The 12,840-nt window shown below is 69.8% G+C and carries 10 protein-coding genes and 5 pseudogenes; 7 read left to right on the top strand and 8 right to left on the bottom strand.

All coding sequences use genetic code 11. The annotated features are described in order from the left end of the window. Window positions 1-332: 332 nt before the first annotated feature. Window positions 333-614, top strand: a complete 282-nt coding sequence (locus ACFU5K_RS29185) for a hypothetical protein (protein ID WP_384066905.1) — start codon at window positions 333-335, stop codon at window positions 612-614. A gap of 407 nt (window positions 615-1,021) precedes the next feature. On the opposite strand, the pseudogene ACFU5K_RS29180 reads toward ACFU5K_RS29185, so the two are convergent. Both ACFU5K_RS29180 and ACFU5K_RS29175 read right to left on the bottom strand, forming a co-directional pair. Next, window positions 1,022-1,741: pseudogene (locus ACFU5K_RS29180) on the bottom strand (ISAzo13 family transposase); the annotation flags it as partial. A gap of 43 nt (window positions 1,742-1,784) precedes the next feature. Beyond that, on the bottom strand, window positions 1,785-3,071 hold the full coding sequence (locus tag ACFU5K_RS29175; protein WP_384066903.1) for a DUF4139 domain-containing protein: 1,287 nt from the start codon (window positions 3,069-3,071) through the stop codon (window positions 1,785-1,787). A 266-nt stretch (window positions 3,072-3,337) separates the two neighbouring features. Here ACFU5K_RS29175 and ACFU5K_RS29170 point away from each other — a divergent pair, with 266 nt between their 5' ends. Further along, window positions 3,338-3,955 (top strand): TOPRIM nucleotidyl transferase/hydrolase domain-containing protein, encoded by a 618-nt coding sequence (locus tag ACFU5K_RS29170; protein WP_384066902.1) that lies wholly within the window; start codon window positions 3,338-3,340, stop codon window positions 3,953-3,955. A gap of 71 nt (window positions 3,956-4,026) precedes the next feature. Here the strand turns inward: ACFU5K_RS29170 and ACFU5K_RS29165 are convergent, their stop codons facing one another. Both ACFU5K_RS29165 and ACFU5K_RS29160 read right to left on the bottom strand, forming a co-directional pair. After that, window positions 4,027-4,383 carry a UBP-type zinc finger domain-containing protein gene (locus tag ACFU5K_RS29165; RefSeq protein WP_384066900.1) on the bottom strand — a complete coding sequence of 119 codons (357 nt, stop codon included), beginning with the start codon at window positions 4,381-4,383 and terminating at the stop codon, window positions 4,027-4,029. A 296-nt stretch (window positions 4,384-4,679) separates the two neighbouring features. Then, window positions 4,680-6,634, bottom strand: a pseudogene (locus ACFU5K_RS29160) (FUSC family protein); the annotation flags it as partial. A gap of 101 nt (window positions 6,635-6,735) precedes the next feature. On the opposite strand from ACFU5K_RS29160, the gene ACFU5K_RS29155 reads away from it, so the two are divergent. Next, window positions 6,736-7,287, top strand: a complete 552-nt coding sequence (locus ACFU5K_RS29155) for a DoxX family protein (RefSeq protein ID WP_384066898.1) — start codon at window positions 6,736-6,738, stop codon at window positions 7,285-7,287. Window positions 7,288-7,521: 234 nt separating this feature from the next. Here ACFU5K_RS29155 and ACFU5K_RS29150 read toward each other — a convergent pair whose 3' ends face one another. Further along, window positions 7,522-8,028 carry a DinB family protein gene (locus ACFU5K_RS29150; protein ID WP_384066896.1) on the bottom strand — a complete coding sequence of 169 codons (507 nt, stop codon included), beginning with the start codon at window positions 8,026-8,028 and terminating at the stop codon, window positions 7,522-7,524. Window positions 8,029-8,170: 142 nt separating this feature from the next. Next, window positions 8,171-8,384 (bottom strand): annotated as a pseudogene (locus ACFU5K_RS29145) (LysE family translocator); the annotation flags it as partial. Here ACFU5K_RS29145 and ACFU5K_RS29140 point away from each other — a divergent pair. The 4 genes and pseudogenes from ACFU5K_RS29140 to ACFU5K_RS29125 form a co-directional block, all read left to right on the top strand. Further along, window positions 8,382-8,839, top strand: a pseudogene (locus tag ACFU5K_RS29140) (arabinose isomerase); the annotation flags it as partial. The pseudogenes ACFU5K_RS29145 and ACFU5K_RS29140 overlap by 3 nt on opposite strands. A 257-nt stretch (window positions 8,840-9,096) precedes the next feature. Continuing rightward, a complete protein-coding gene (locus ACFU5K_RS29135; protein WP_384066895.1) occupies window positions 9,097-10,422 on the top strand; it encodes a geranylgeranyl reductase family protein in 1,326 nt (441 codons plus the stop codon). A 364-nt stretch (window positions 10,423-10,786) separates the two neighbouring features. Then, complete coding sequence (locus ACFU5K_RS29130) at window positions 10,787-10,948, top strand: hypothetical protein (protein WP_384066893.1); 162 nt, start codon at window positions 10,787-10,789, stop codon at window positions 10,946-10,948. Window positions 10,949-11,210: 262 nt separating this feature from the next. Beyond that, on the top strand, window positions 11,211-11,636 hold the full coding sequence (locus ACFU5K_RS29125; RefSeq protein ID WP_384066891.1) for a DUF6003 family protein: 426 nt from the start codon (window positions 11,211-11,213) through the stop codon (window positions 11,634-11,636). Between the two features lie 176 nt (window positions 11,637-11,812). On the opposite strand, the gene ACFU5K_RS29120 is transcribed toward ACFU5K_RS29125, so the two are convergent. Together ACFU5K_RS29120 and ACFU5K_RS29115 are read right to left on the bottom strand one after the other, a co-directional pair. Then, a complete protein-coding gene (locus ACFU5K_RS29120) occupies window positions 11,813-12,229 on the bottom strand; it encodes an ATP-binding protein (RefSeq protein WP_384066889.1) in 417 nt (138 codons plus the stop codon). 396 nt (window positions 12,230-12,625) lie between these two features. Next, window positions 12,626-12,840 (bottom strand): annotated as a pseudogene (locus ACFU5K_RS29115) (hypothetical protein); the annotation flags it as partial.

Below are 12,840 nucleotides of genomic sequence, written 5' to 3'. Positions count from 1 at the left end.
CGGTGTAGGAACCTCGATCTTCTCACCGGCAAAGTGCACCTGTCGCCATATCAGCTGCCACACACCCCGCACTACCTGCGGATTCGGGTCTGAGCTCTGCGGGGGCTTGCCGAAATCCGGCGCGATCCGGCGCGACCGCCAGCGCCACGCTCCGCAGCCGCGCGCCCGGACACTGCCGGGTTGCTCTGCCCACCGCCCGGGGTACCCGATCGCCTGCCGCAGGCGATCGAGGGTGCCCGTAATCACCCTCGTAGGGTGCCCGGTTGAGGAATATGCTGGCGGTCCCCGACGCAGGTGGCGCGGGATGTCTTCCACGATCGGCCGGAGGCGCGGTGGACCTGCTCGCGGTCCTAGACGACGCGGTCGCCGCCCTCAAGGCTCACCTGGACGCTGGGGACCGAAGTCAGGGCTGGACCGACGAGCTCCGCAGGGAGATCCAGGAGGAGATCTCGACCCACCGTTCGGCGCTGCGGCGCCACGGGCGCTGGACGGCACGGTATCTGAGTCCGAATCTGGACCGGTGGATGGCGGACGAAGGGGTCCTGCCGGGGCGGCTTCACGACCTGGTGGCGGATGTCCAGCGCCGGTTCGTGGAGGCTGCCGAACCGGCATGAGGACCACAAAGGTCCCCAGCTGTGCTCGCCGTGGTACGACGTCCTGGATACCGCTCGTCCCGGCGCGGTGACGGTGTCATCGGGGTTCCCCGATGCGGGAGCGGGACCCCGGCTGGGGCGTCCGTATGCCTCAGATGCCCTTCTTGGCGGCTTCCCGCCGCTGCCGCTTGCCCAGCGGGGAAGGTCGCTTGCCCAATCATCCGGCAGGCAATGCTTATGGCGGGTCATATATGCGTGGCTCCTCGGGTTGTGAGCACACCTTGACGTCAAGGTGTGGCTAGCGGGTGGTGCCGTAGGTCTTGCGCTGGTAGTAGGTCGCGGCTACGGCATGAGCGAGAGCACCAACGGGGCCGCTGCCCCTTACCGCAGGGGCCTGCCGATCAATAACTCCTAGATCTTGGTGGGGATTACGGGGGTGTGAGGTCGTGCCCGGCGATCTCGGCGAGTTGTTGTGCCGTGGTCACGGTGAGGGCGCCGACCGGGACCGTGTACCCGAGCGCGGTGAGCACAGGTGTGGCCTCCCGGAGGGTCGCGCCGATCCGGCTCTTGGCCAGGCCGGTTGCCTCGGCGAGTGGCGTCTGGGCCATGGACCAGCGCTTCGTGAGGAGGAAGACGACAAGCTGGTCGGAGACGGAGAGTCGTCTGCCGCCGGCGCCGGGGCCGCCGTCGGGGCGTTTGCCGGGCAGGAAGATCGGCGGGTGCTCGGCACACCAGGCCCGGTAACGGGCGGCGAGATCATCGAAGACGGCGGGTTCGAGTCCGGTGAGGCTGGGATGCCGCAGCCACATGGGGAGCTTGTCGCCGGTGGGAAAGCGTCCGAACTCAGGGCTGGGCGGGGGCGGTTCGGGAGCGATCGGTTCGGGACGCAAGGTGTAGTTCCACGTGCCGTGCCACTCGTGCGGCGTCAGGGGCAGGCGTTGCATGACGGTGTCGGGGACGGTGACGCCGGTGGGGTAGGCGCCCGGGTCGAGCTCGGCGTGGACGGACAGTCCGCTGCGTGTCGTGGTCGCTCCGATGGTGCTGACGACGACTTCGTGGCTGGTCAGGGGCCTACCACGCCAGTTGATGCTGATCTGTGAGAACAGCCGGTGCTCTATTTTGTTCCATTTCGATGTGCACGGATGGTACTGACCGGCCTCGCGTTCAACGTCGCGACGCCGGCCCTGCTCTTCACCACCCGACGAGGGCCGCGTAATCCAGCTCGGCGTCACGTGGGCGCGGTGGACCGGACACGTGTGCCGGAGGTACGGACGGCACCCCACCCGGAGCCGGGGGCGCCACGGCGGCCGGAGCCGCGAACGACCTGCCGCCCGAACGCGTCCGGCCGGGCTGCGCCGGGCCTGGCGTGCCGCCGGCGAAGAGTTCCGGAGCCGCGCTCGTCGGGCCACCCGGTACCGGGCCCGCAGCGGGTGGACCGCCGTACGCCTGCGGGGCCGGTGGTGGTGGAGCAGACCCGGCCATGCCGGCTAAGGGCACGGGCACGGGTGCTGTCGCGGGGCGAGGGCCGGCCCCGTCGTATCCGGTGAACAGATCGGCGAGTCCTGCCGGAGGCTCGCGCCAGCCGGAGGGTGCGGGGGAGGGCTGGCGGCGCCCGATCCGGATCGAGCGCAGTTTCGGCAGTCCGGTGTCCCGGCGCAGGTCCGCGGTGGCCAGGGCGACGGACACGCCGGTCCAGTCCTCGCCGGTGCGCTGGGCGATCGAGGCGCGCAGCGTCATACGGCCGGTGCGCTCGCCCCGCCGGTGGGTGAGCCGGTAGGCGGGCACCCAGACGGCCCCCGGTACTCCGTACTCCAGTTCAAGCTCCACCTCCACCTCCACCTCCACCTCCGCATCGCCGGTGCCCGGGACATCGACCCTCAGGACAGCCGACACAGCGGTGCGTATACGCGCTGACCGGGCGTCGGCCACGGTGTCCGTCGATGCACGGGCCAGTCTGTCGAGGGCGACAGCCAGCGCGTGCTCGGCCCGACGCGCGGACTCCTCCGCCTCCCGGAGGGTGTCGTGCAGTCCCCTCAGGCGGTCGTCCACGAAGGTGCCGAGCTCCAGCCAGGCATCCACCGGGGTGCGCCGGTGCGGGTCGTCACGCCTGCGGGGAGGTGGAACCGGGCGCAGCGCCCTGACCTCCTCGACCAGACCGAGCGTGCGGTCCCGTCGCCCCCGCATCGCCGCCCACTCGTCGCGCAGGCGCTCGACCTCGGCCTGCAACTCGTCATGAGTGGTGGGGTCGACCGTCTCCGCATCGACCTCGATCCGCGCCTCCCCGACGCGGACACCGTCGGGCCCCACGACCCGGGCCCTGAGTGAATCGGGATCCATCGAGCGTGGCAGTCCGACCACGCGCACGCTTTCGCCCTGCCGTACGCTGCCCCGGGCGAGGCGGCGGCACATCGCACCCTGCTCGTACACCACCACAGAATCGAGGGTCGAACCCCACCTCTGCGCCGTCTCGGTCGTCATGTGATCCGCCCCCGTCCGCACCGAGCGAAGCCTACGCTTCGCTGTGCGCACGTGCGTGTCCCGCCCGTTCGCCTGTCCGACGAATGGCTGGAGGCGCTGCCGCCAGGATCGCCCGGGCAACCGTGGTGCGGTGCCCGGTGCACCTCCTCAGGTGCCGGACTCGCGGGAGAGGCAGCACGCCGGCGCTCCCGAGTGGACCGTGCGGCGAACGGCGGGCCCGTGGAAAACGCCTGGCGCGTCGGCCGGCGGGGGCGGAGACTCGACCCGTGACTGACATGGCGACGTTCCGGGAGGCGGTCACCGCATGGGCGGCCGGCGGCGACGGTGAAGTCGCACGCGATCTCGCCGTGGGACTCTCCGTCCGGACGGTCGTCCTGCTCGAAGGGCCCAGCGACGCCGCGGCGGTCGACGCGCTGACCCGGAGCCGTGGCCGGAACCTGGCCGACGAAGGTGTCTGTGTGCTGCCCATGGGCGGCGCCATGAGCGTGGGGAGGTTCGCCCACATCCTGGGCCCCCCTTGTCTGAATCTGCGCCTCACGGGACTGTGCGACGAGGCGGAGCGCAGTTTCTACACCCGCGGCCTGGAGCGCGCGGGCGCTGCATCGCAGGGGTTCTTCGTCTGCGCCGCCGACCTGGAGGACGAGCTGATTCGCGCGCTCGGCGTCGCACGTGTGGCGGAACTCGTCCAGCAGGAGGGCGACTTGCGCGCTCTCCAGACCTTCCTGCGACAGCCTGCGCAGCAGGGGCGGACCTCGCAACAGCAGTTGCGGCGATTCCTCGGGACGAAGAAGGGACGCAAGATCCACTATGGCCGTGTTCTCGTCGAAGCCCTGGACCCCGAGCGCGTACCCGCCCCACTGGACGATCTGCTCACCAGCCTGTGAGAACGGGGGGCCTTTGCGGCGAGCCGGCCGGTTTGCGCAGGGTGGTCCGACACTCCGGTACGCCGCCCTCGTCAGTGCAACCGCTGCTGCCACTCAGACGGGACTGACCCTGCAGGACCCGGAACCGGCTGCTCGGCCGGGTGCGAGGTGGGTGAGGCGAGCGGCGGCCCGTCGAAGAGCTGCTGGGTCTCGAAGTTGTAGTACCAGTTCTCTCCCAGTTCGAAGCTGGTGACCACGGCATGACCGGTCTCCTGGAAGTGCTTCGTTCCGTGCTGGGAGGGTGAGGTGTCGCAGCAGCCTATATGCCCGCATTCGGCACAGCGCCGTAGATGGAACCACCACCCGGGCCCGTCCCCGTGCAGACAGTCTGCGCAGCCCTCTCCGCTCGGGGCGGCCTGCGGATTGATGCCCGGAATGTTGTGAGACACCTGTGAGCTCCTCCTACGGTGAGCGCCGAGACGGCCCACGCCGGCCGTCGAGGGTGGTTGCCCCTCCTCCAGGCTGCGCCCGCGGGCATGCGGCCGCGAGTCGAGTCCGCCGAGAGCCTCTCGAAGCGGTGCGGAGCCCGGGGCGCCGGTCCGAGGACACTGTGCTGATGACGTCGACCGATGCCGTATGACAATGCCGTGGTCACTCGGAGTGATGTGCGAGGCGAGGGCAGGTGTGCAGGCGGACAGGCTCACCGCGGACACACCCGCAGTCGTGCGGTCAGGGCCGATGCGATTCACCCCCACCGGGGATTGAGGAACGCCGTCAGAGGACCGCGGCCTTCGCTCCGGGCTTGCTGGTCGGCGACGGGCACGTTCAGCGGCCGGGCGAGGCCGACGACCCCTTCGTCGAGCCGCTGCAGGTGCCGCAGCACGCGCGAAGTCACCGTACCGGCAGCCGGGGTGCCCGAGCCGTCGTCCCGCAGCGTCGAGGCGATGCTGGCACCGGACACCGAACCTCGCCGCTCGCCGCCTCGTCCTCGACATGCGCGGCGAGGACCGCGATGTTGTAGGCGATGAGCCGCCCGGCCCGGTGGAGGCGGGGATCGGCCGCGATCGTCCTGCTGTGCGGCAGGAGTTCCGCGGTCGCCGCCAGCGAGCGGGCCTGATAGGCACACGTCTCCAGCAGCGCCACCAGGTAGCGCACGGTCTGTCTCCGGCCCCGCAGGGGAGTGATCGGATACGTCAGAGGGGTCGTCGAAGCCCGGAGTTCGTCGAGGGCCGTGTCCAGATCGCGGGCCTTACCGAGCAGGTCGGCAGCTGGCCCGCCCCCGAGTTGCTCCACCGCCGCGGATGCGACGTCGCCCAGCCGGTCCAGGACCGTGCCCAGCAGTTCGTCGGTGCGGCGGTCGGTGTGCACGGGCAGCACGAGCACGGCGGCGATGACGCCGCAGGCCGCGCCGATCGCGGTCTCCTCGATACGCAGGACGAGCACGTCGAAGCTGTAGGAGTTCAGCAAGGTGTACAGCAGGCCGAGCATCGCGGTGACGAAGAAGGACATCACCGCGTACGACAGCGGGGCGGTGAAGAACATCGCGAAGATGAAGACCAGCACCAGCGCGAACGCCAGCCAGGTGTTGCCTCCGACCGCCCCCGCCAGTGCGACACCCGCGACAGCGCCCAGCAGTGTGCCGAGAAGTCTGCGGTAGCCCTTGACCAGTATCTCCCCGGTGGAGGCCGTGTTGAGGAAGACCACCCAACAGGTGAGAACGGCCCAGTACCAGCGCTGGCTGGATAGGAGTTCGCCCCCGATGATGGCCAGGACCGAACCCACCGACACCTGGAACGCCGCCCTGGTGGTGGGACGCCGCAACCCGGTGCGGTCGTCCTCCCCGGCCTCCTCGGACGAGGCGAGCGCGATGTCCTCGGCGTCGAACTCCTCGCGGGAGCGGGTGGTGGCAGGCGAGTCGTCCGACTCGTCCTGGGGCCCGTCCAGCGCGAGTCGCAGTCCCAGGACGGACCGCGCTGCCTCACCGATGCCGCGGAAGGCGTCCTGGATGGCCGCGGACGCGGCCGGCAACCTCTCCTCCTCGCGGTAGCCGAGCAGCCTGTTGCGTATGTGCGCCACCGCTGTGCCCTCGTCGCTCGACGTCGGCCTGACCACCAGCAGGTGCAGAGCAGCCAGATCCCGGCGCAGGGCAATGGTCGCGTCGTCCTCCGCCGGCCGCCAGTCACCGGTGAGCGGCACGGGCGCGTTCGGCAGATGGAGTGTGAGGGTGTCCGCACGCTCGGCACTACGGGCGTTCAGCAACAGCATGCCCAGCCGCTCCGTCGCGATCTCGGCCTCCGCCACCCGGCGTTGCAGCAATGCCGCCTTGTCCGCGTCCTTCGTGCCCTCCTCCAGGCGGCTCTGGATCATCAGGGCAGCCTCGTGCAGCCGTGCGGTACGCCGCCTCATGTCGTCGAGTACCTTCTCCAGCTGTCCGGGATCGGCATCGAGCATCTGGATCTGCATGGAGACGAGCTGGGCGAGCCGTGTGCGGAAGGCGTCACGCAGGCGCGTCAGCACGCGCCGGGGTGTCTCCGGGACGACGGCGAACCTCACCACCGCGCTGCAGGCGAACCCGATGGCCAAGGCCGCGCAGAGAGTCGGCAGAGTCGTTTCCGCTGCCCCGACGAACAGGGAGAGGAAGTAGATCTGGAAGCCCACGAGCCCCAGCGCGGTTCCACGTTCGCCGAATCTCCGGCAATAGGCGGGCACGCCGGGCCCGCTGCCGCGCACAACTGCCGTGCCGCGCGGCATCGCCCGAAATCCGGGTGAGTGTCCCACATGAACCCGGGCATGCGCGGACCATGGCAATTCTGAGGACAGCCGCCCGCCCCCTGCTCGCCTCCGTCTTCATCTCCGGCGGGCTTCGTACGCTGCGCGACCCGCACTCCGTGGCACCCGCCGCCGAGCCGGTGGCGCAGCTCGCCGCGGGGCATGTGCCCCGACTGCCGAACGACACGGTGCGGCTGGTGCGGATCAACAGTGCTGTACAGATCGGCGCCGGCGCGCTCCTGGCGACTGGACGCTTCCCCCGCGCGTCCGCGCTCGCGCTGGCCGCCTCACTCGTGCCCACGACCCTTGCAGGGCACGCTTGGTGGAGGGCCGAGGACGCGGACGAGCGCGCCCGCCAGCGTGTCCAGTTCACCAAGAACCTCTCCCTGTTCGGCGCGCTGCTGATCGCGGCTGCGGACACCCATGGCAAGCCCTCACTGGCCTACCGGTCTCGTGCCGCGGCCGCCGCCGGCAGCCGCGGCGCTCGGAAGGCCGGTCACACGGTGAACGCAGCCGTGACCGACAGGGTGGAGGACGTCCGGTCGGCCGCGCACTCGGTGCGCGACCATCTCCCGATCGGCTGACGGCCCGAACAGCGGCGGCGTCCGCACGCGTCACCGGGCGCGGGGCCACCCCCTGCGCGGGACGTTCGGACTTCCCAGGGCCCGTCCGGCGGGTCATGTGACTGTTGCGAGGTCAGCTCTTCGGCGGGTTCATGGGGCCGGGGTCAGGTGCCGCCATCTCTTCCAACCATCACGGTCGCCTCGATCCGGCTCTGACTCTGCCCCGTGATCTTCGCCGGATCGAAACGGGAGGCCTCAGTCGCCGGTCGTGCCGTCGAGCATCTCGCGCAGGATGTCCAGGTGGCCGTTATGGCGGGCCGTCTCCTCGGTGAGGTGAAGGAGAATCCAGCGCAGGTCGACATGGAGACCGTCGCGGACGGCTCGCTGGGCCTGCTTGTCCAGGCCGTTCCCTGCGACCAGTTCGCGGTAGTGGGCGCTCTGTTCGGCGTACTCGTCGAGCAACTGCGTGAGCGGGAAGTCGACGGCGATACGCATCTCGCGGTCGGGATCCTCCTCGGTCCAGGGGCCCCGGTTCTCTTCGCCGAGGAAGACCACCTGGAACCAGTAGTACTCGACCCAACGGAGGTGGTTGATCACTCCGCTCATGGTCATCAGCGGTGAGCTCGACAGGAGTGCCTTGCGGGCATCCTCCGCGGAGGCGCCGTCGCACTTGGCGCGGGCGGTGTCACGTGCGTAGTCGAGAAACGTGGTGAGCTGGGTGCGCTCGTCCCATGCGGGCGGCGTGTCGTTGATTCTGATCATCACGCGAAGCATCCCAACCACCGCGCCCGCTGTCGAGGCATTTATCGACGGACTCGACCCGCTCCACCCAGCGCCTTCCCCAGCGCCGCGCCACGATGCTCCAGCGCCGACGGGCCGCCCGGTACGATCCGCCGGACAGGCCTCAGTTCTTGCGCCCCGTCACGGCCACGGTCACGCCCAGTCCGAGCATCGTGAGGCCGCCGACTCCGCCCACCAGGGCGAGCCTCTCAGGGGGAATGCGTGAACCAGCTCCGGGTGAAGGGCGCGAGCAACCCCTAAACGCTGTCGCAGGTCAGTGCGAGGGCGTTGAAGACCAGGCCGAGTACCAGCATCTGAACGGTGACGTGCCCCAGGCCGGAGGGTCCTTCACCGAGCTCCAGGCCCTCAACTTCCGTGACGGCGTAGTCGAGATGGGTCACGACGGGCCGGCGCATCTCGCCATCAGCTCCGCGGACCGCTGCTTCGCGGTCTGGGTGTCTACCACGGCAATCGTGGCTGGGGTGTGAGCGTCGAGTTCGACGTCATGCACGGTCCGGTCACCACGTTCGGCCTGGGGCAGGAGGCCGACGGTGCGTTCGTGTTCATCGCGTCCGAGGGCGAAGTTGTCCCGGGCCCGCTGCTGGCGATAGGCAACACCACATCCCGCGTCGACTTCGGTGTCGATCCCGGAGAGTGGACCGACGCCTGGTCGGCCTCCGGAATCGGGCACCACTGGGCCTTGTGCACGGGTCACCGGGCCAAGGACCTGAAGGCCGCGGCCGACCTGCTCGGCCTGCCCTTCCGCCTCGTCGAGGGGACCGAGGTCCTCTGACCGCCTCGGCACGCGCGTCGGCACTCCTCCCATGAGGGCCGTCGTCGCGCGCCCGCCAGGGATTGCGGGACAACCCTTGGCCCGTTGACGTCAGGACGCTTGCCTGCCGCTGAGGGCGGGACGGGTGTCGAAGCGTCAGGGCGGGTATGTGCTCGGTGCGCGGGTCCGCACGACCCCGCACCCGGGTCTGCCGAGCGGACGGCATGCCGGTGCGCGGTCGGAATTCCCGGCCCGCCTCGCTCTTGAGGAGTCAGTCAGTGGAGCCAGGTGAGGGTGTCGGTACGGGGGACCACCAGGCACAGGTGATCGTGGTGGGCGCGGGGCCCGCCGGTTCCGCCGCGGCGTTGTACCTGGCCCGGGCCGGGGTGGACGTACTACTGCTGGAGAAGGGGACTTTTCCCCGGGACAAGGTGTGCGGGGACGGCCTCACTCCGCGGGGCGTGCAGCAGCTGGTCCGCATGGGGATCGACATCGAGGCCCCGGGCTGGATGCGCACCAAGGGGATGCGGTGGGTGTGCGGCGGGCGCCAGGTCCACATCGACTGGCCTCGTTCCGGCAGCCATCCGGACTTCGGCCTCACCCGCACCCGGCACGACTTCGACGACATCCTCGCCCGGCAGGCGGTGGCTGCTGGAGCCCGGCTGTGCCTGGACACGAAGGCGACGTGCCCTCTCACCGACCACCACGGACGGATCGTCGGCGTGAGCGCCGTCGCGGGTGGCGACAAACGCCCCAGGAACTACCGTGCCCCCCTGGTCATCGCAGCGGACGGGGCTTCGGCCCGCACTGCTCTGGCCATGGGGCTGGAGCGGGACCCCCGGGCCCCGATAGCTACGGCCGCCCGTCGCTACTACCGCAGCGAAGCCCGCACGCACGACCCCTACCTCGAACTCTGGGCCGACCTGCTCTGCTCCCGTACCGGGCGTGATCTGCCGGGATACGGGTGGATCTTCCCGCTGGGGGACGGGCGTGTGAACGTCGGTCTGGGTGCTCTCCCGCACCGCAAGCACGGAGCGGTCGACCTCCGGGCCACCATGGACACGTGGCTGGCCCGGTTGCCCTCGCACTGGGAGCTGCGAGAGGCGAACGCCGTTTCCCCCCTGCGCAGCGCCGCTCTGCCGATGGGTTTCAACCGCAGGCCGCAGTACCGTCGTGGTCTGCTCCTGGTCGGGGACAGCGGCGGCATGGTGAGCCCATGGAGCGGCGAGGGAATCGTCCAGGCCATGGAGGCGGGTGAGGTCGCAGCCGAGACCGTGGCCCTCGCCCTGCACCGTCCCTACGGCCCGGCGCGGGAGCAGGCCCTTCACCACTACCCGCGCGAGGTGAATCGCCGTTGGGGGCGCTACTACCGCCTGGGCAGCACAGTCGCCGACCTGGTGTTCGCCCGCTACGGCTACCGCCCGCTGCTCAACCGCCGTGTCATGGCTTCGCCCCCGCTGGTGCAGACCCTGGCACGACTGCTGACGCACGGAACGGACGCACCCGCCGACGACCTGATCGACACGGTCGTCCACGGCCTCGTGCGGATGGTTCCCGCGCCGAGCCGCCGCCGCGTGCGAGGCCCGGCCCCTCGGCGTCCCTGACTTCGGGTGCCGGATCCGCTGCCGGCCTCGCCACCGGGCGCCAACTGTCGCTCGGGAGTCCGGCGAGTGTATGTCGACGCGGACGGCATCGTGAAGCGCACGCGGAACGCAGGAACTGCCTGGCGGTGGACCGCGCCGTCGGAGACACTTGAAAGAGGGCGCCGCCGGATGACTGGCGGGGCATCTGCAGGCTCACCAGCGAAGGACTCATGCTGTTGAACTTTGCGTCCTTCCCCGCCCGCCCTCAGCAGCGCGGACTCCTGGAGCTAAACGTCGAGGGTGTCGACTCCCCCGCGCAGCCGGGACGGTTCCGGTGGGCACCCCACGATGGATGCGGCCGCACCGATACGGCAAGGAGACGGCCATGGTGCATCACCACAAGTCCAACAAGGAAGTCGAAGGCGACCCCGACCAGGGACACAGCCGTGGCATGCCGAGGCGCCCGAACGAGCGGGAGCGCGACGAACGACTGGCGGAGGATCGCGAAGAGATGGGCCTGCCCCGTAAGGAGGGCGGCCCGAAGTAGACCATGGCGGTGCGAGAGGGACGACCGGGCGTCGAATTCGGTCCGGCGAATGAAATCACCGTCGTTTCACGAGAGGTCCCGGGCATTGCGTGATCGTCAGAGGGGGGAGTTGGGTACCTGATGTGCGTCGGTCACTCACCCGGATTCCCGTACCGGCTTTCGGTGGTGCGGGAATCCGGCGTGGTGGCGCGAATTCCATGCCGGATCTGACGGCTAATATCAGGGGATCGTTGACGCCCGACCGAGAAGGTGCTTGTACGCGATGGACCACGACGCTCGCCTGTTCCTGCTTCCTGACGCCTACCCCCGGGTAGGCGTCGCTCTGGCCTCCGTCGGCGCTCTGGCGTGTGCGGAGACACCGGCCGTGCACGGATGGCTGCAGGCTCACGGAGTCTCCGCCTCGTCGGAGCAGGTGAGGATTCTTCTCGCTGATGCTGAGGCGCTGCTCCCCGACGGTGCCGAGAGCCTGCCGGTTCCGCTGAGCGAGGAGGAGAGTCTGCGTATTCACCGTGCGTCGGCGCCCCAGTCGGTCGCAGACCTGGAGGCGGAACTCGCGGGCTTTCGGGAGATGACCGAGGGTGCGGAGGCTCTCGTTCACCGCGCGCTCACCGCCGGTATCCCCGCCCCCCGCATCGCTCAGCTTACGGGATTGTCCCCGCGGGAGATCAGCGGTCTGATCCAGGCGTAACTCTCTGCCTCCGCGCATAAGGGAAGCCGGCGGTACGCCCGCTGATGTGCGTCGCCGAACGAGGCCGGGTCCGTTCCCGTCACCGACTGCGAGGCCGTTCCGTGGTCCGGTGTCGCCGCCACCCCGTTGGGCAGGTCCTCATTTCACCGCACCCGGCCGTCGGAGCCGGGTGCGGTTCAGTACGCGAGTCGGGCGCGGATGGTCTTGCCCGCGCTGGGCCCGTACGTGACCGTCAGCTCGCTGGCGAGGCGGCGGACCATGTGCCAGCCGAAGCCCCCGCTGCCGCCGTTGAGGTCCGGTGCGCGCTCACGCGGGGGTGCAGGGCTGGGATCGCTGACCTCTGCGGTCAGGGAGTCCGACGTGGCGGAGAGCTCGAGGGTGTACCGGCCGCCGCCGTGACGTACCGCGTTCGTCGTGAGTTCGGAAACCACCAGGACGAGGGACTCGGCCGTGGCAGGATCCGGGGCCCGAGTGAGGCTGTCGGCGAAGGTGCGAGAGGCCTCGCGCGCCTGGTGGATGCTCTCGGAGCCGTCGCCCCGCACCCTGGTCGGAGCAGAGGGTGCCGAGGCGTCGTTGATCTTATGGCCGTTCATGCGAGTTCACCCGCCTGTTGTCCGTTGTGCTGCTTTGTAGTGACAGGAAGTGTGCCCTCCGGCTCCGTCCGCACACCTGGGCTGTTTCCGAAGGCGCCGCCCGACGGACAACAGATCGCTATCCGGCCATTGCTTCTGGTGTCGGTGCACGAAAGGGGATCATCAGTTCGTGGTCCCTTTCCACGCACATCGGCTTTCGCATTGTCCGGTCCACAGCGTGGCTACGAACACGACCAGCTGAAAACCGGTGATGCGGCCTCCTGCGGCCGCACCGGCTACGGGCTCGCGGGGGCGTCGCGCGCCCGGATCTCGAGCGTCGTGCAACGCGCGGACAGGCGCGATAACCGTGGGCTGTAATTCAGCCGCTGCTCGCGGCTGCCACCGCCGCCATGCCCCCTACCAAGGCGCCTGGCCGGCCTGGTCCTCCTGCCGACCGTCGAGCAGGGAGATCTGTACGCGGATGCGTTTCCCCACCGGCTCCCGACGGATTTCGAAGCTCTGACAAATGGCGAGAACGTAAGCATTCAGCGTGACCGCGTTGCGTGACGGTTTCGGGCATGGGGTGACGGCCGGTGACCGGTGGTCAACGGCTGGGGTGTGGGCGGTCAGAT

Source organism: Streptomyces sp. NPDC057428 (assembly GCF_042803195.1).
Taxonomy (GTDB): Bacteria; Actinomycetota; Actinomycetes; order Streptomycetales; family Streptomycetaceae; genus Streptomyces.
This window is presented reverse-complemented; position numbering and strand designations above follow the sequence as displayed.